This is a genomic window from Streptomyces sp. NBC_00620 (genome assembly GCF_026341825.1).
GTDB lineage: Bacteria > Actinomycetota > Actinomycetes > Streptomycetales > Streptomycetaceae > Streptomyces.
This window is the reverse complement of record NZ_JAPENY010000003.1, coordinates 2,213,143-2,230,574: the sequence shown is the minus strand read 5'-3', so window position 1 is coordinate 2,230,574 and position 17,432 is coordinate 2,213,143. Positions and strand designations below refer to the sequence as shown.

Annotated in this window: 13 protein-coding genes; 9 read left to right on the top strand and 4 right to left on the bottom strand. The window is 71.4% G+C overall.

Going from position 1 to position 17,432, the window contains the following annotated elements; all coding sequences use genetic code 11:
• Positions 1-29: 29 nt before the first annotated feature.
• The 3 genes from OG246_RS40925 to OG246_RS40915 form a co-directional block, all read right to left on the bottom strand.
• Positions 30-794, bottom strand: a complete 765-nt coding sequence (locus OG246_RS40925; RefSeq protein ID WP_266474400.1) for an SDR family NAD(P)-dependent oxidoreductase — start codon at positions 792-794, stop codon at positions 30-32.
• A 32-nt stretch (positions 795-826) separates the two neighbouring features.
• The gene (locus tag OG246_RS40920) at positions 827-1,696 is read right to left on the bottom strand and encodes an Fpg/Nei family DNA glycosylase (RefSeq protein WP_266474399.1); all 870 of its coding nucleotides are present in this window, start codon (positions 1,694-1,696) and stop codon (positions 827-829) included.
• A 70-nt stretch (positions 1,697-1,766) separates the two neighbouring features.
• Entirely contained in the window at positions 1,767-6,749 is a 4,983-nt protein-coding gene (locus OG246_RS40915) for an ATP-dependent helicase (protein ID WP_266474398.1), read from the bottom strand.
• Between the two features lie 137 nt (positions 6,750-6,886).
• Between OG246_RS40915 and OG246_RS40910 the strand changes: the two genes are divergently transcribed.
• From OG246_RS40910 to OG246_RS40900, 3 genes are read left to right on the top strand one after another with little or no spacing between them, the layout of a single operon-like run.
• A complete protein-coding gene (locus OG246_RS40910; protein WP_266474396.1) occupies positions 6,887-7,876 on the top strand; it encodes an AraC family transcriptional regulator in 990 nt (329 codons plus the stop codon).
• Positions 7,777-8,496, top strand: coding sequence for an AzlC family ABC transporter permease (locus OG246_RS40905; protein WP_266475057.1), 720 nt, complete (start codon positions 7,777-7,779; stop codon positions 8,494-8,496). The genes OG246_RS40910 and OG246_RS40905 overlap by 100 nt, the downstream gene beginning before the upstream one ends.
• Positions 8,493-8,801, top strand: a complete 309-nt coding sequence (locus tag OG246_RS40900) for an AzlD domain-containing protein (RefSeq protein ID WP_266474394.1) — start codon at positions 8,493-8,495, stop codon at positions 8,799-8,801. Before OG246_RS40905 ends, OG246_RS40900 begins: the two co-directional genes overlap by 4 nt.
• Before the next feature lie 86 nt (positions 8,802-8,887).
• Here the strand turns inward: OG246_RS40900 and OG246_RS40895 are convergent, their stop codons facing one another.
• Positions 8,888-9,841, bottom strand: coding sequence for a hypothetical protein (locus OG246_RS40895; protein ID WP_266474392.1), 954 nt, complete (start codon positions 9,839-9,841; stop codon positions 8,888-8,890).
• 81 nt (positions 9,842-9,922) lie between these two features.
• On the opposite strand from OG246_RS40895, the gene OG246_RS40890 reads away from it, so the two are divergent.
• From OG246_RS40890 to OG246_RS40865, 6 genes are all read left to right on the top strand, one after another.
• Positions 9,923-10,117, top strand: a complete 195-nt coding sequence (locus OG246_RS40890) for a DUF3046 domain-containing protein (RefSeq protein WP_266474390.1) — start codon at positions 9,923-9,925, stop codon at positions 10,115-10,117.
• Positions 10,118-10,177: 60 nt separating this feature from the next.
• The gene (locus OG246_RS40885; protein ID WP_266474388.1) at positions 10,178-11,392 is read left to right on the top strand and encodes an AI-2E family transporter; all 1,215 of its coding nucleotides are present in this window, start codon (positions 10,178-10,180) and stop codon (positions 11,390-11,392) included.
• Positions 11,393-11,726: 334 nt separating this feature from the next.
• Positions 11,727-12,851: a recombinase RecA gene (gene recA, locus OG246_RS40880; protein WP_266474386.1), complete on the top strand. Its 1,125-nt coding sequence runs from the start codon at positions 11,727-11,729 to the stop codon at positions 12,849-12,851.
• 3 nt (positions 12,852-12,854) lie between these two features.
• Positions 12,855-13,769 carry a recombination regulator RecX gene (gene recX, locus OG246_RS40875; protein WP_266474384.1) on the top strand — a complete coding sequence of 305 codons (915 nt, stop codon included), beginning with the start codon at positions 12,855-12,857 and terminating at the stop codon, positions 13,767-13,769.
• Positions 13,770-14,143: 374 nt separating this feature from the next.
• Entirely contained in the window at positions 14,144-14,833 is a 690-nt protein-coding gene (locus OG246_RS40870) for a helix-turn-helix transcriptional regulator (protein WP_266474381.1), read from the top strand.
• The gene (locus OG246_RS40865; RefSeq protein ID WP_266474380.1) at positions 14,830-17,376 is read left to right on the top strand and encodes an ABC transporter permease; all 2,547 of its coding nucleotides are present in this window, start codon (positions 14,830-14,832) and stop codon (positions 17,374-17,376) included. The genes OG246_RS40870 and OG246_RS40865 overlap by 4 nt, the downstream gene beginning before the upstream one ends.
• Positions 17,377-17,432: the final 56 nt, after the last annotated feature.

Sequence of the window (17,432 nt, the reverse complement as noted above, 5' to 3'; positions counted from 1 at the left end):
GGTCCGGCACCCGGTTTCCTGAGTGCGGGCTACCAAGGCATCGCCACGCCGCCGTTGGGCCGGAGGATCTGGCCTGTCGTGAACGCCGAGGCGTCGGAGGCGAGGTGCAGCACGGCGTGGGCGATGTCCTCCGGTTCGCCGACGCGGCCCAGTGGGGACAGCCGGGCCATGAACGCCTCGGTGTGCGCCTGCTCCTCCCCGTTGTGCCGGTCGGTCATCGGGGTGCGGATCCAGCCGGGCGCCACCGCGTTTACGCGGATGCCGTGCGGGCCGATCTCGGTCGCCAGTGTCTTCGTCAGCTGGACGACCGCCGCCTTCGCGGCGCCGTAGCAGAGCAGGCCGGGGCCGCCCGTGTCGACGGCGCCCGAGGCCATCGTGATGATGCTGCCGCGGGTACCGGTCGCGATCATCGCGTGGGCCGCTTCCTGGCAGGCGTACAGCACACCCTTGAAGTTGACCCTCAGCACACGGTCGAGGTCCTCGTCCCTGGTCTCCAGGACGGGGCTGCTGTGCATGATCCCGGCGACCGCTGCCATGACGTCGAGGCGTTCGCAGGATCTGACTGCCTGCCTGAGCTGGTCGCGGTCGGTGACGTCGAGCGAGTGGGTGTGAGCGGTGCCGCCCTGGCCCTTGATCAGGGTCGCCGTCTCATGCAGGCCCTGCGCGTCGCGGTCGGCGCAGTGGACCGTGGCGCCCGCCTCTGCGAGCAGTACGGCGGAAGCGCGGCCGATGCCGCTGGCGGCGCCGGTGACGAATGCGGTGCGTCCGGTGAGGTCGTACGCCTTGAGGGGCATGAAGGGACGGTACGAGGGTTTCTGACGGGTCGTCAATTAGTTGTACGTCGAGGACTCGTGCGGGGTTTGGCGGTGCCCGGTGGTGGGGCGGGGCCCGCTTGGCACGTCGGGCACCAGTAGGTGGGGCGCTCGCGGGAGCCGTCACCCTGGTCGGCCGCGCGGATCGGGGTGCGGCAGCGCAGACAGGGGCGGGGTGCGCGGCCGTACACGAAGAGGTTCTGGTCGCGCCCTGTGGCGCTGTGTCCCTGGGCGCCGAGGCCCGTGGTGTTGCGGGTCGGGCGGTCGCGGTTGGATTCGAGGAGTTTCTTGGCGAGGGCGGGCAGGTGGGCGGCGCGGTCGGCGGGGAGAGCGCCGATGGGGAGCCAGGGGGTGACGCCTAGGAGGAAGCACAGCTCACTCTTGTAGACGTTGCCGATGCCGGCGAGATTGCGCTGGTCGAGCAGGGCTTCGCCGAGGGGGCGGACCGGGTCGCGCAGCAGGTTTTCCAGGGCCCTGTCCGGGTCCCAGCCGGGGCCCAGGAGGTCGGGGCCGAGGTGCCCCACGGCTCGGTCCTCGTCGGCGGTGCGGAGCAGCTCCAGTACGGGGAGCCGGTAGCCGACGGCCGTGCGGTCCGCGGTGCCGAGGATGGCCCGGATCTGGTGGGCGGGGCCACCGCTCCAGCGTTGCCCGTTCGCGTACACCTTCCACGAACCGTCCATCCGCAGATGCGAGTGCAGGGTCAGCCCGCCCTCGATCCGGGTGAGGAGGTGCTTGCCGCGCGGGGTCACATCCAGGACGGTGCGGCCGGTGAGGTCGGCGGTGGCGTACCTCGGCACCCGTAGGTCCGAGCGGATCAGCACTTTGCCGGCGAGGGCGAGGTGCAGCCGCCTCGCGGCTTGCCAGACGGTGTCTCCTTCGGGCATGGCTCCAGGGTGGCATGTCGGGGGGTGGGGGACTTGGGCCTGTGCCGAGGGCGCTGTGGTTCCTGGGGCGCTAGGCGCGGAGGCGCAGTCCGCGGGGGGTCGCGATGAAGCCTGCTCCTTCCAGGAGGGTGCCGAAAGGGGATGTCAGGGAAGAGACGCCGTTGACGCGCTCCACCGTGACCGTGCCGAGGGAGCCGGCTCGGGCCGCTGTGGCGAGGGTCTCGGCGGCGGCGCTCAGGCGGGCGTCCTGTGTGACCGCGCCGTCCGGGTCGGAGGGCCAGGCCAGCAGGGTCTTGCCGCCGCGTTCCATGTACAGCGTCAGTTCGCCGTCCACGAGCACGACCAGGGAGCCTGCTTTGCGGCCGGGCTTGTGCCCGGCACCGGTCGGCGGCTCGGGCCAGGGGAGGGCCGCGCCGTAGGCGTTGGCGGGGTCGGCGGCGGCGAGGACGACGGCCTGGGTGGTGGCACGGGTGTGGGAGCGGGGGCGGTTGTTCGGGAGGCCGGGGCTGTCGGGGGAGGCGGCGCGGGCTGAGAAGTCGGGGTCGGCCGCATCGGCGGAGAAGCTGTGGTCTTCGGTGAGGCCGCTGGTGTGCGGGAAGTCGGAGTTTGCCGGGTCGAAGTTCCCCGGGTCGCGGAAGTCGCCGGGGTCGCCGAGATCGTGGGGATGGCTGGGGGCGTCGGGGAAGTTGAGCGGGTCCGTCGGGTCGAGGCCGCTCGGGAAGGCCGGGGTGCTCGCCGGGCCGCGGTTGCCTGGGAAGCCGTACTGGACAGGCAAACCGTTCGAGAGGTCCGGTTCGGACAGGGCCTCGCCGCGGTCCCGGGCGTTCGCCGCCGCGCGCAGGCGGTCGACCGCGCCGTCCATCGCGAACTGGGCCGCGCCGAGTCCTTCGACCACGTATCCACGCCGTGCCTGGCCGCTGTCCTCGAAGGCGGACAGGATGCGGTAGACCGCGGAGAAGCCGCCCTCGACGCCCTCTGCGGCGACCGCGCCCCGGGTCACCACGCCGTGCCGGTCGAGCAGGGTCCGGGCCAGGGCGTGGGCGCGCACTGTGGGGTCGGGCTCGCGGTCGGGGAGCAGGGACCAGCGGCCTGCCACGGTCGGCGGGCCGGTACGGGACTGGGGGCGCGCGGCGCCGGTCAGGGAGCCGTAGCGGCCGCGTGGGATCGAGCGCTTGGCGCGGTGGGCCGTGGACCCGGCGGTGCGGCCCGAGCCCAGCAGGGAGCGCATGGGCGCGAGCGTGTCGTTCGTGAGCCGTCCGGACCAAGCCAGGTCCCAGACCGCGTCGGCGAGTTGAGGGTCGGTGACGTCGGGATGCGTAGTCGCGCGGACCTGGTCGGCGATCTGGCGGAAGAAGAGGCCGTAGCCCCCGGAGAGAGCGCCCAGGATGGATTCGTGGAGCGCGGTCGTCTCCAGGGGGTGCGGGGAGGACAGGAGCAGCGGAGCCGCGTCCGCCAGGTACAGCGAGACCCAGCCGTCCTTGCCCGGCAGTGAACCGGCCCCGGCCCAGACCACTTCTCCGGCGGCGGTGAGCTCGTCGAGCAGTGCGGGGGCGTAGCCGGTGACCCGGGACGGCAGGACCAGCTTCTCCAGCGCGGACGCGGGAACGGACGCGCCCTGCAACTGCTCGATGGCGCGCACCAGTCCGTCGATGCCGCGCAGCCCGTGCCCGCTGCCGATGTGCTGCCACTGCGGCAGGAACTGCGCCAGCGCGGCGGGCGGCACGGGCTCCAGCTCATGGCGCAGCGCCGCGAGCGAACGGCGCCGCAGTCTGCGCAGAACCGCCGCGTCACACCACTCCTGACCGATGCCCGCCGGGTGGAACTCCCCTTGTACGACGCGTCCGGCCGCGGAGAGCCGATGCAGGGCGCCGTCCGTGACGGCCGTGCCGAGCCCGAAGCGGGCGGCGGCCGTCGTCGACGTGAACGGGCCGTGGGTGCGCGCGTACCGCGCGAGGAGGTCGCCGAGCGGGTCCTTGACCGGCTCGGTGAAGGCCTCCGGGACACCGACGGGCAGGGCCGTACCGAGTGCGTCACGCAGCCGGCCCGCGTCCTCGATCGCGGCCCAGTGGTCGGCCCCGGCGATCCGGACGCGGATGGCGCGGCGGGAGGCGGCCAACTCCTGGGCCCACTGCGCCTCGGCGCCGCGCTCGGCCAGCTCGGCTTCCGTGAGCGGGCCGAGCAGGCGCAGCAGGTCGGCGACGCCTTCGGCGTCCTTGACCCGGCGGTCCTCGGTGAGCCACTGGAGCTCCCGCTCCAGTTCGGCCAGGACGTCGGCGTCGAGCAACTCGCGCAGCTCGGCCTGTCCGAGAAGCTCGGCGAGGAGCCGTGAGTCCAGGGACAGCGCGGCGGCGCGCCGCTCGGCGAGGGGGGAGTCGCCCTCGTACAGGAACTGGGCGACGTATCCGAAGAGCAGGGAGCGGGCGAACGGCGAGGGCTCCGGGGTGGTGACCTCGACCAGGCGCACCTTGCGGGACTCGATGTCGCCCATCAGCTCTGTGAGGCCAGGGACGTCGAAGACATCCTGGAGGCATTCGCGAACGGCCTCCAGGACGATCGGGAACGAGCCGTACTCGCTTGCCACTTCGAGCAGTTGGGCGGCGCGCTGCCGCTGCTGCCACAGCGGGGTGCGCTTTCCGGGGCTGCGGCGTGGCAGCAGCAGTGCCCGGGCCGCGCACTCGCGGAAACGGGACGCGAACAGTGCCGAGCCGCCCACCTGGTCGGTGACGATCTGGTTGACGTCGCCCTTGTCGAGGGCGACGTCCGCGGCGCCGACGGGCGCCTGCTCGGCGTCGTACTCGGTGCCCGCCTTCGTGGGCGCCTGGTCGAGCAGGTCGAGGCCCATCAGGTCGGCGTCGGGCAGCCGCAGCACGATGCCGTCGTCCGCGTGCATGACCTGGGCGTCCATGCCATAGCGCTCGGAGAGCTTGGCGCCTAGTGCGAGGGCCCAGGGAGCGTGGACCTGGGCGCCGAAGGGGGAGTGCACGACGACTCTCCAGTCGCCCAGCTCGTCACGGAACCGCTCGACGACGATGGTGCGGTCGTCCGGGATGTGACCGCACGCCTCGCGCTGTTCGGCGAGGTACGAGAGCACGTTGTCCGCTGCCCAGGCGTCCAGGCCCGCGGTGAGCAGGCGGAGCCGGGCGTCCTCCTTGGGGAGGGAGCCCACCTCTCGGAGGAACGCGCCGACCGCGCGGCCCAGTTCGAGTGGGCGGCCGAGCTGGTCGCCCTTCCAGAAGGGGAGCCTGCCGGGAACGCCGGGTGCGGGGGAGACCAGGACGCGGTCGCGCGTGATGTCCTCGATGCGCCAGGAGCTGGTGCCGAGTGTGAAGACATCGCCGACGCGGGACTCGTAGACCATCTCCTCGTCGAGTTCGCCGACCCTGCCGCCCCCCTTCTTGGGGTCGGCTCCCGCGAGGAAGACCCCGAAAAGCCCGCGGTCGGGAATCGTGCCCCCGGAGGTGACGGCGAGGCGCTGCGCGCCGGGGCGCCCGGTGACCGTACCGGCGATGCGGTCCCACACCACCCGGGGCCGCAACTCCGCGAAGGCGTCGGACGGATAGCGGCCCGCGAGCATGTCGAGCACGGCTGTGAACGCCGACTCCGGGAGCGATGCGAAGGGTGCCGCCCGGCGGACCGTGGCGAGCAGGTCGTCGACCTGCCAGGTGTCGAGGGCGGTCATCGCGACGATCTGCTGGGCCAGCACGTCCAGGGGGTTGGCCGGGACCCGGAGGGACTCGATGGAGCCGGTGCGCATCCGCTCGGTGACCACGGCGGCCTGCACGAGGTCGCCCCGGTACTTGGGGAAGACGACACCGGTGGAGACCGCCCCCACCTGGTGGCCGGCGCGGCCCACGCGCTGGAGTCCGGAGGCCACGGACGGCGGCGACTCGACCTGGATGACGAGGTCCACCGCGCCCATGTCGATGCCGAGTTCGAGGCTGGAGGTGGCGACCACGGCGGGCAGACGGCCCGCCTTGAGGTCCTCCTCGACGAGGGCACGCTGCTCCTTGGAGACCGAGCCGTGGTGGGCGCGGGCGATCACCGGCGGGGCGCCCTGGGCGGCGCCCGAGCCGCCCATCAACTCGGCCGGGGCATGGGCTTCTTCAAGGGGTTGGCCGGTCGCCCTCTCGTACGCGATCTCGTTCAGCCGGTTGCAGAGTCGCTCCGCCAGGCGGCGGGAGTTGGCGAACACGATCGTCGAGCGGTGGGCCTGGACGAGGTCGGCGATCCGTTCCTCGACGTGTGGCCAGATGGAGGGCTTTTCGGCTCCCTCCTTGCCGTCGGCGACCGGGGAGCCGCCCAGTTCGCCCAGGTCCTCGACCGGGACGACCACGGAGAGGTCGAATTCCTTGCCGGAGGGCGGCTGGACGATCTCCACCTTGCGCTGGGGCGAGAGATAGCGCGCGACCTCGTCCACCGGACGCACGGTGGCGGAGAGACCGATGCGGCGTGCCGGCTTGGGCAGCAGCTCGTCGAGGCGCTCCAGGGTGAGCGCGAGGTGAGCGCCGCGCTTGGTGCCCGCGACGGCGTGCACCTCGTCCAGGATCACCGTCTCGATGCCCGTGAGCGCGTCGCGTGTGGCCGAGGTGAGCATCAGGAACAGCGACTCGGGGGTGGTGATCAGGATGTCCGGGGGGCGGGTGGCCAGGGCGCGGCGCTCGGCGGGCGGGGTGTCGCCGGAGCGGATGCCCACCTTCACCTCGGGCTCGGGCAGCCCGAGCCGAACCGACTCCTGCCGGATACCGGTCAGCGGGCTGCGCAGGTTGCGCTCCACGTCCACCGCGAGGGCCTTGAGCGGTGACACGTACAGCACCCGGCAGCGCTTCTTGGGGTCGGCCGGCGGCGGGGCCGAGGCCAACTGGTCGAGCGCGGCGAGGAACGCGGCCAGGGTCTTGCCGGAGCCGGTCGGGGCGACGACAAGGACGTCCGAGCCCGCACCGATGGCCGCCCACGCCCCGGCCTGGGCCGCGGTGGGCGCGGAGAAGGCCCCCGTGAACCAGCCGCGGGTCGCGGGGGAGAAGCCGTCGAGGGCTCGATGCGTGGAGCTGACCATGCGTCCATCCTGCACCCAGCCACTGACAAGCGCCCTGACCTGCTGAAATGTGTTCGCGGAGTGCTCGCGGCGGTCTGGTACGTGGGTCACCGACGGCCCTGACGACCCCGTGCGGCCCGCTGACGCAGAATGGGGGCATGGCGGCTTCGGCGGAGCGGGCGCGGCACTGGCAGTACGCGGAACTGCCCGGTGTCGATCTGCTGCGGGCCCGATACGTCGAGAAGATCTTCGTGCGGCATACCCACGAGAACTTCGTCATCGCCGCCATCGCCGAAGGCGTCGAGGTCTTCCACCACGGCAGCGCCGACCAGTACGCGGGCCCGGGCGCACTGGCGCTGGTCAACCCCGACACTCCGCACACCGGCCGGGCCGGCGTCCCCGAGGGCTGGCGGTACGGGGCGGTGTACCCGTCCCCGGAACTGGTGGCCGAGATCGCCGCCGAGACCACCACGATCCGCGGCACTCCCGGATTCATCAGCCCCGTGCTCGACGATCCGTACGCCGCAGGTCTCGTCCACCAGGTGCTCAGGGCCGCGGAGGAGGGCAACGCGCTCGCCGCCGACACCCTGCTGCGGGTGGCCGTGACCCGGCTGCTGCGGCTGAACGGAGGCCCGCTGCCGCGGCGGGCCGTGCGCACCGCCGGTGCTCATATCGCGGCACGCGCGCGTGCCGTGCTGGACGAGCGGATGGCCGAGCCTCCTACGTTGGAGCTGCTCGCCACCGAACTCGGCACCAGCCCGTTCGCGCTGCTGCGAGCGTTCCGCGATGCCTACGGGATGCCGCCCCACACTTGGCTGACCGACGCCCGCGTACGCCGGGCCCGCCACCTCCTGGACACCGGTTCCGCGCCCGCCGAGGCGGCCGTCGCCGTCGGCTTCACCGACCAGCCGCACCTCAACCGTCACTTCACCCGGATCGTGGGCGTCCCCCCGGGCGCCTACCAGCGTGAGCGCAAGAACGTACAAGACGGCGAAGGGCGACTGCTCCTACCGTCCAAGGCGTGGCAGAACAGACAGCTCTCGCAGACATACGCAAAGAAGACGGCGGAAAACCCGACGCAGCCGTCGTCCGGGACGCCCTGGGAGTCGGGATCGCCGTCGGCCTGTCCGGTTTCGCCTTCGGGGTGACCTCGGCGGGCAGCGGCCTCACGCTGCTGCAGACCTGCGCGCTCAGCCTGCTGGTGTTCACCGGCGCCTCACAGTTCGCGCTGGTGGGGGCCCTCGCGGCCGGGGGCAACCCGCTCACGGCTGCCGCGGGTGCCTTCTTCCTCGGAGTGCGCAACGCGTTCTACGGACTGAGGCTGTCGCAGCTGCTGGCCCTCCCGCGCGCGGTGCGCCCGTTCGCCGCGCAGTGGGTCATCGACGAGACCACAGCCGTCGCCCTCGCCCAGCCCACCCGTCGCAGCGTCCGCATCGGGTTCACGGTCACCGGGCTCACCCTCTACGTGCTGTGGAACCTCACCACGCTGCTCGGCGCTGTCGGGGCCGAGGCCATCGGTGACACCGACGCGTGGGGACTGGACGCAGCAGGGCCCGCCGTCTTCCTCGCGCTGCTCGCGCCGATGCTGAAGACCACTACGGAGCGTGTGGTCGCGGGTGTCGCGGTCCTTCTGGGCCTCGGTCTGCTCCCCCTGCTGCCTGCCGGAGTCCCCGTCCTGGTGGCCGCGCTCGCCGCGCCGGCCGCCCTCTACGTAGAGGGCCGCCGCAGCGCGAGGACCGCCGACGAGGCACCAGGGGAGGACCGTTGAGCATCTGGATCGCGATCGGCGCGACCGCCGTCGGCTGCTACGTCGTCAAACTCATCGGGCTGCTGGTCCCCGCCGGAGTACTGGAGCGGCCGCTCGTCCAGCGCCTCGCCGCCCTGCTGCCCGTTGCCCTTCTTGCCGCCCTCACGGCCCAGCAGACCTTCGCCGACGGGCACGTCCTGGTGGTGGACGCGAAAGCCGCGGGGCTTGCCGCGGCCGCCGTAGCACTGATCCTGCGCGCCCCCTTCCTGCTCGTGGTCGCCGCGGCAGTGGTGGTGACGGCGGGAGTGCGGGCGATTACGGGCTGACGTGCGGCGTTGTTGCTCGGGGGTGCAAAGGACACGTGGGTCGGCGGCCGGGCCGTACGTCGCAGTCCGTCACGGCACCCGCAAGGTCAGCTGATGGACCGTCCGTACGCCCTCAGGGTGCGCAGCGCCTCGATCGTCACGATGGGGCGGCACTCCAGGGCGGTGCCCGGCGCCCACTGGCGCCAGCGGATCGGCCAGCCGCCGTCCTCTTCCTGCTCGTTCGCCAAGTGGTCGAGTGAGTGCGTCATTTCCTCGTCGGTGAACCACGCGCGCGCGAGTGAGCCCGGGGTCTTCGCGTAGTCGTGCGGGAAATGGTGCTCACCGGGCGCGTAGCCGGGCGCCACGGGGAACGCGTCGAGACGCTCCGGGTCCAGCGCCGCGAGCCGGTGTTCGCGTACCAGGCGGCCCAGACGGTCGGCGGCCGCCTCCGCGCGCGGGCGGTCGGGCGCGGAGTCCAGGAAGGCCACGGCGGCCTCGATCTCGTACGGGTGGGACTTCTCCAGGGACTCGATCGCCTGCCAGCAGAAGTCGGTCGCCCGGAACAGCCAGGCGTGCCACACCTCGTTGCGGTGCAGCAGGCCCACCACGGGCCCGGTGGCGAGGAGTTCGCTCGGCGGGTTGTCGACGACCGGCACGAAGGGAGCCGTCGGATAGCCGCGCTGGCTGGGATGGATCGCCGGCAGTGCGCCGTCCGGCGTCGAGACGGAGGTCAGATAGCGGCACATACGCTCCACGCGCTGTCCGCCGCAGCGCCCGATCGAGTCGAGCACGCGCAGCGCGTGCCCGGTGTGCAACGGCTGGCTCACCGGGCCGCGCAGATCGGGTTCCAGCGCGTGACCGTAGCCGTCGTCGTCATTGCGGTAGGCGGCCAGCGCGGTCTCCACCGCATCCGCGCCGCCGACATCGCTGTTCAGGAAGTGGTACTCGAAGCGGCGCTGCTCCAGCACGCGCGCCGTGAGCCAGACGAAGTGCTCGGCGCGCGAGAGCGGGGAGTGCGCCGGGGGCGTCGGGGGGAGTGGGGATGCTCCGGATTCGGCCATGGGTCAGACCGTAGGACGGAAAGCGGTCTCCACAAGCGGTCCCCGGCTCGGGCCCACCCTCAGGAGCGGGATACTGGAGTCATGCGGTTGACGGTCTTCTGGCAGCGGATGGCGGATCACTTCGGTACGGAGTACGCCGACACCTTCGCGCGCGATCACGTGATGACGGAGCTGGGCGGGCGGACCGTTCACGAGGCGCTCAACGCCGGCTGGGAGGCCAAGGACGTGTGGCGCGTGGTGTGCGCGGCCGCGGACGTTCCGTACGAAAACCGCTGACGGGGCACGAAGATCCGGGGCGGGCACCCGATTGTCGGTGGCGTGGGCGAGACTTGCTCCGTGGCCCCGACAGACGAGACCGCTCAGGTCGCCCAGCAGGCATCACCGTTCGGCACGACGCCGCCCGCCGGCCCCCCGGCCGGGGACGCCGCCGCGCAGGGCGGGCGCATGCCGCGATGGCTGCCACGCGCCATGGTGCTCGCCCTCGCGCTCATCGCCGTGTTCCAGTTGGGCAGTTGGGCGTTCCACGAGCTCACCGGCTTGCTGATCAACATCCTGATCGCGTTCTTCCTGGCGCTCGCCATCGAGCCCGCGGTGAGCCGGATGGCCTCGTACGGCATGCGCAGGGGGCTGGCCACCTTCCTGGTCTTCCTCGGCCTGTTGATCTTCGCCGCCGGATTCGTCACGCTGCTCGGCTCCATGCTCGCGGGCCAGATCATCAAGATCGTCGAGGACTTTCCGAACTACCTCGACTCCGTCATCAACTGGATCAACGCGCATTTCAACACCGACCTGAAGCGGGTCGACGTCCAGGAGGGCCTGCTCCGCTCCGACTGGCTGCGCAACTACGTCCAGAACAGCGCCACCGGTGTCCTGGACGTCTCCACCCAGGTGCTCGGAGGCCTCTTCCAGCTGCTGACGATCACGCTGTTCTCCTTCTACTTCGCCGCGGACGGGCCGAGGCTGCGCCGCGCGCTGTGCTCCGTGCTGCCGCCCGCCCGGCAGGCAGAGGTCCTGCGCGCGTGGGAGATCGCCGTGGACAAGACCGGCGGTTATCTGTACTCACGCGGTCTGATGGCGCTCATCTCGGGGGTCGCGCACTACATCCTGCTGGAATCCCTGGGCGTGCCCTACGCGCCCGTGCTCGCCGTCTGGGTGGGCCTGGTCTCGCAGTTCATCCCCACCATCGGTACCTATCTCGCGGGCGCCCTGCCGATGCTGATCGCCTTCACGGTCGATCCCTGGTACGCGCTGTGGGTGCTGATCTTCGTCGTGATCTACCAGCAGTTCGAGAACTACGTGCTGCAGCCCAAGCTGACCGCGAAGACCGTCGACATCCACCCCGCGGTCGCCTTCGGGTCGGTCGTCGCGGGCACCGCGCTCCTCGGTGCGGTGGGCGCGCTGATCGCCATCCCCGCGGTCGCCACACTGCAGGCCTTCCTGGGTGCCTACGTGAAGCGGTACGACGTCACGGACGACCCCCGGGTGCACGGTCACCGGGAACGGGGCTCGAGCCCCCTCTTCGCGCGCATGCGGCGGTTGTTCACCAGGTGAGTACAGCCAGGACTCCGGCTCCCGCGACGGCCTTCGCGTAGCAGCGGGCCGCTGTGCACGCCGGATGCCCGGGTGAGGTGCGAGGCCCGGGATCCAGCCGGTGCGGGAGCGCCGGTGAACTCTCGGTGATGCCGCGTGGTGCGCTTGACACCAAAATCGAACATCCATTCTCATGGAGTCTCCGGCCGGGTTCTCGACGGGGATTTCGGCAGGGTTTTCACGGAGATGTGCCCGAGTTATCCACAGGTCGGACGGGCGTCGGGGCGCATTGTCAGTGGCAGGCGTTAGCGTCTTTGACGTGAAGCGATCGACTCAAGTAAATCGGGTGGAACCCATGGCAGGAACCGACCGCGAGAAGGCGTTGGACGCCGCACTCGCACAGATTGAACGGCAATTCGGCAAGGGCGCAGTGATGCGTCTGGGCGAGCGGCCGAATGAGCCCATCGAGGTCATCCCCACCGGGTCGACCGCCCTCGACGTCGCCCTCGGCGTCGGCGGACTGCCGCGCGGCCGAGTGGTGGAGGTGTACGGACCGGAGTCCTCCGGTAAGACAACGCTGACTCTGCACGCGGTGGCGAACGCGCAGAAGGCGGGCGGCCAGGTGGCCTTCGTGGACGCCGAGCACGCCCTCGACCCCGAGTACGCGAAGAAGCTCGGCGTCGACATCGACAACCTGATCCTGTCGCAGCCGGACAACGGCGAGCAGGCTCTGGAGATCGTGGACATGCTGGTCCGCTCCGGTGCACTCGACCTGATCGTCATCGACTCCGTCGCAGCCCTGGTGCCGCGCGCGGAGATCGAGGGCGAGATGGGTGACTCGCACGTGGGTCTGCAGGCCCGTCTGATGAGCCAGGCGCTCCGCAAGATCACAGGCGCGCTCCACCAGTCCGGGACCACCGCGATCTTCATCAACCAGCTCCGCGAGAAGATCGGCGTGATGTTCGGCTCCCCGGAGACCACGACCGGTGGCCGCGCACTGAAGTTCTACGCCTCGGTGCGACTCGACATCCGCCGCATCGAGACCCTCAAGGACGGCACGGACGCGGTCGGCAACCGTACTCGCGTCAAGGTCGTCAAGAACAAGGTCGCGCCGCCCTTCAAGCAGGCCGAGTTCGACATCCTCTACGGCCACGGCATCAGCCGCGAGGGCGGCCTGATCGACATGGGCGTGGAGAACGGCTTCGTCCGCAAGGCCGGCGCCTGGTACACGTACGAGGGCGACCAGCTCGGCCAGGGCAAGGAGAACGCGCGCAACTTCCTCAAGGACAACCCCGATCTCGCCAACGAGATCGAGAAGAAGATCCTGGAGAAGCTGGGCGTCGGCGTGAAGCCGGAGAAGCCCACCGCCGAGCCCGGCGCGGACGCGGCGGTCACGGTCGCTTCGGACGAGGCGGCGAAGACGGTGCCCGCTCCGGCGACCAAGGCCGCCAAGCCCAAGACCGCGGCGGCCAAGAGCTAGCCCATGACGCGACGAACCGACTGGGCCGAGTACGCCTACCCTGCCGCCCCGGAGGGGCAGGGGCAGGGGCAGGGGTACGACGGGGGCATGGGCGGCTCGGCCGGAGACGGCGACAGAGCGTATGGCGGTGACGGGGCGTACGGCGGTGCTGGGACGTCTGGCGCCGGCGGGTTCTACGGCGGTGACCCGGACGGCGGGGGGTCGTCGCCGGAGAGCGGCTCGCGGGGCGGTGAAGGCCTGCCTTGGGGCGAGGGTTCGCCCGGCGGTGGCTCGCGCCGGGGCGGCGGTCGGCGCGGTGACGGCGGGCCGCGCGGTGGACGAGGGCGTCGGAGACGTGCCGGTTTTGGTGAGTCGTCCGGCGACCCACAGGACGGAGGCGCCCCTTCCTCGTCGAGGGCCGAGAAGGGGGAGTCCCCAGGGGACCCGGCTGAGCGGGCGCGGGCGATCTGTCTGCGCCTGCTCACCGGGACCCCGCGCACGCGGAAACAGCTCGCGGACGCGCTGCGCAAGCGCGAGATCCCCGACGACGTGGCGAACGAGGTGCTGTCACGGTACGAGGAGGTCGGCCTGATCAACGACGGCGCCTTCGCGGACGCCTGGGTGGAGTCCCGGCATCACGGTCGGGGCCTGGCCAGACGGGCGCTCGTGCAGGAGCTGCGGACCAAGGGCGTGGACGCGACGCTGATCGACGAGGCCGTCGGGCAGCTCGACTCCGAGCAGGAGGAGGCGACCGCGCGCGAGCTGGTCGCCCGCAAGCTGCGTGCCACACGCGGCCTCGACCGGGACAAGCGGCTGCGGCGCCTCGCGGGCATGCTCGCCCGCAAGGGCTATCCCGAGGGGATGGCCCTGAGAGTGGTTCGCCGGGCGCTGGAGGAAGAGGGCGAGGACACGGAAGGTCTTGGGGACGAGGGGTTCTGACCCTGCGGGGTTCGGTTCTGGAGCCATGCGGGGCTCGGAGTTGCTGGGGTGAGTCGGATCGCCGCTGAGCAATCCGAATTCCGGGCGGCCCGGACTACCCCGGCGGTTCGCTTCCCGGTGACGCGGTGACGCGGTGACGCGGTGACGCGGTGACCTGGTGACCTGGTGACGCGGTGACGCGGTGACGCGGTGACCTGGTGACCTGGTGCCGACGTAGCGCCGGAACTGGGCCGGACCGCCGGGTGCCTCGGTCCAGTTCCGGCGCCTCGCGTCACCGGCGGACCCCGGGTTCCGAGCTGGTGGGGTTAACCCCCGCTTGAAGACGCCGGGTCGCCGCACTGCACAGGTACCTGTGCACAGACAACTGTGTACCCATGGCACAGGAACCCGGCGCGACGGACCCCCCGGAGGGGCGGACGGCCAAGGCGCCGCACACGTCCACGGAGCTCTCCGACCTCGCCACGCTCAAGGCCCTTGCGCAACCGCGTCGGCAGCGCATGCTCCAGCACCTCACCGTGCACGGTCCCGCCACCTCGGCGACGTTGGCGCGGGCGCTCGGACTCAACACCGGAGCCACCAGCTACCACCTGCGTGAACTCGCCCGGTACGGCTTCGTCGAGGAGCAGACCGAGGCGACCGGCCATGGCCGGGAGCGCTGGTGGCGGGCCGTCCCCGGTGACCGACGCTTCCCGCCGCGCAGTCGTCAGAGTCCCGAGATGCGGCTCGTGATGGACGAGTTGAACCACCACGCGTACGCCGCCGACCTCGAACTCTTCGAGCAGTTGCAGCTGCAGGCGCAGGCGCAGCCCCAGATGGACGCGGGCGGCGATCCCTGGGCCGACGCCTTCCCGTACTCGCGCGGCAGCATCCGGCTGACCCTCCCCGAACTCCGCGCGTTCTTCGAGGAGTACATCGCTCTCCTCAACCGCTACAAGCGCCCCGAGGGTGACACACCGCCCGGCGCCCGCACCGTGCTCACCCGCTTCCTGGCCTTCCCGGCGCCGGACGCCGCGCCCGCGAGCCGCCCGGAACCCCACAACAGAACAGAGAGCGACCCCTCATGATGCTGCGCTACGCACTCAAGACCGTCCGAGCCCGCAAAGGCGGCTTCCTCGGCGCCTTCCTCGGCGCCTTCCTCGCCCTGATGTGCGCGGCCGCCCTCATCACCGCCTGCGGCACCCTCCTTGAAACGGGTCTGCGCGGCACGATCGGCACCGAACGCTATGCCGCCGCCCCCGTAGTGGTCTCCGCCGACCAGAACGTCCACCAGACCACCGTCAAGCAGAAGAAGGGCAAGACCAAGGTCAAACACAAGGCCAAGCCGATCGCCGAACGGGCCTGGCTCCCGGACGACCTCGCCGCACGGCTCAGCGGGGTCGCGGGCGTGGACCGAGTCGTCCCCGAACTGACCTTCCTCGCCCAGCCGTTGACACCCACCGGGTCGGTCGAGAAGAGCCGGCCCGCCTACGGTCACGCCTGGGACTCCGCCGCGCTGACCCCGTACACGCTGACCACCGGCACCGCGCCCCAGGCCGACGGCGACCTCGTCGTCGACCGCTACCTCGCCGAGCGCGCCCACCTCAAGCCCGGCGACCGGCTCACGGTCCAGTCCACGCAGTCCCCGCGCACCTACCGTGTCACCGGAATCGCCGCGCCCACCAAGGCCGTACGCCACCAGACCTCCCTCTTCTTCTCCACCGCCGAAGCCCGTCGCCTCGCCGCTCACCCCGGCCAGGTCACCGCCTTCGGCGTGCTGCCCGCCAAGGGCACCGACACAGCCACCCTCGAACAGGCCGTCACCAAGGCGTTGAACGGCACGACCGCGCAGGTCAGCGCGGGTGACGAGCGTGGTCCGGTCGAGTTCCTGGACGCGGCCGCAGCCCGCACGAGGCTGATCAGCATGGGCGGCGCGATGGGTGGCACCTCGCTGCTCGTGGCCGTGCTGGTGGTCGTCGGCACCTTCGCGCTCTCCGTGCAGCAGCGTCACCGTGAACTCGCCCTGCTGCGCGCCATCGCCGCCACACGGGGCCAGATCCGCACACTTCTCGGCCGTGAAGCCCTGATCGTCGGGGCCGCCGCAGGTACGGCAGGCGCACTTGCCGGGCTGCCGTTGGGGAGCTGGTTGCACAGCAGGTTCGTGGCCATGGGCGCCGTCCCCGCCACCCTTCAGCACACCGTCAGCGTCTTCCCGTTCTTCGCCGCGATCATCGCGACGCTTCTCGGGGCCTGGGCCGCCGCTCGTATCTCGTCACGCCGTATCACCCGGATCCGTCCGGCCGAAGCGCTCGCCGAAGCCCGGACCGAGCGCACCCGCCCCGCGTGGGGTCGTATCCTCGCCGGTCTCGCGCTGCTGGCCGGGGGCACCGTCCTCATCGTCGTTCTCAGCTTCCTGCGCACCGAGCCCGCCTCAACGCCCGTGACTTTCCTGGCCGTTGTGGTCCTCGCCACCGCAGTCGCGCTGCTGGGACCGCTCCTGGTCCGGGCAGCCGCGGTCATCCTTGCGGGCCCGCTGCGGCTGAGCGGTCCGGGCGGCAGGCTCGCGCGCGCCAACCTCCGCGGCAACGCCGCCCGCATGGCCTCCGTCGTCACTCCGCTCACCCTCCTCATCGGTATGACCTGCACGGTTCTCTTCGTCCAGCCGACCCTGGGCGACGCCGCCCGCGCTCAGGCCCGCGAAGGAATCCGCGCCGACTGGGTGCTGGCCGCCCAGGGGCCCGGAGTCCCGGCCGAGGCCGCACGGCAGCTGCGTACACACGACGACATCGTCACCGAAGTGGTCCGCACGACCGTCCGTGTGGGCCTCGACAAGTACGCGGCCCAAGGCGTCACACCCGGCGGCCTCGCCCGCACCTGGGACCCGGACGTCACCGCGGGCTCCCTGAACCACCTGAAGAGCAACACTGTCGCCGTCAGTGAACTCGCTGCCGACCAGCTCCACTTGAAGCCGGGAAGCACCCTGAAACTCACCCTTGGCGACGGCACGCCGGCCACGCTCACCGTCGCCGCCGTTTACGCCAAGGGCCTCGGCTTCGGAGACCTCACCTTCGCCCATGACCTGATCGCCCGCCACGTGGACAACCCGCTCGCCACCTCCGTCCTCGTCAGCACCGCCCGTACACAGACACAACTCGCGACTACGCTGCGTGAGTTCCCGGCTGTCGAAGTTCTCGCGCCGGCCGCCGCCGACTCGATCCAGGCCGAGCGGCAGCAGGCGAACGCCGAGGTCAACTACCTCGCCATGGGACTGGTTCTGGCCTTCACCGCCATCGCCGTCGTCAACACGCTCGCGATGTCCGTCTCCGAGCGTGTCCGCGAGTTCGCGATGCTCCGTCTCGCCGGAGCGACCCGCCGTCAGGTGCTGCGAATGCTGCGCACGGAGACCCTCTCGGTCCTGCTGCTCGCCACCGCCCTCGGCAGCGGAATCGCGCTCGCCGTCCTGACCGCCTTCAGCATCGGCATGACGGGTGGCGCGGCTCCGGCGGTCACCCCGCTGGTGTACGCCGTGGTTGTCGCCGCCGCCGGGCTCCTTGCCCTCGTCGCCACCGCGTTGCCCGGCCGAGTGGCGCTCGCGCCCCGCCCCGTCACTGTGGCCACGGCCAAGGAGTAAGGGGCAGTACGCAATGGTGGGCGCCCCTTACATCAGGGGGCGCCCACATCGGCGTA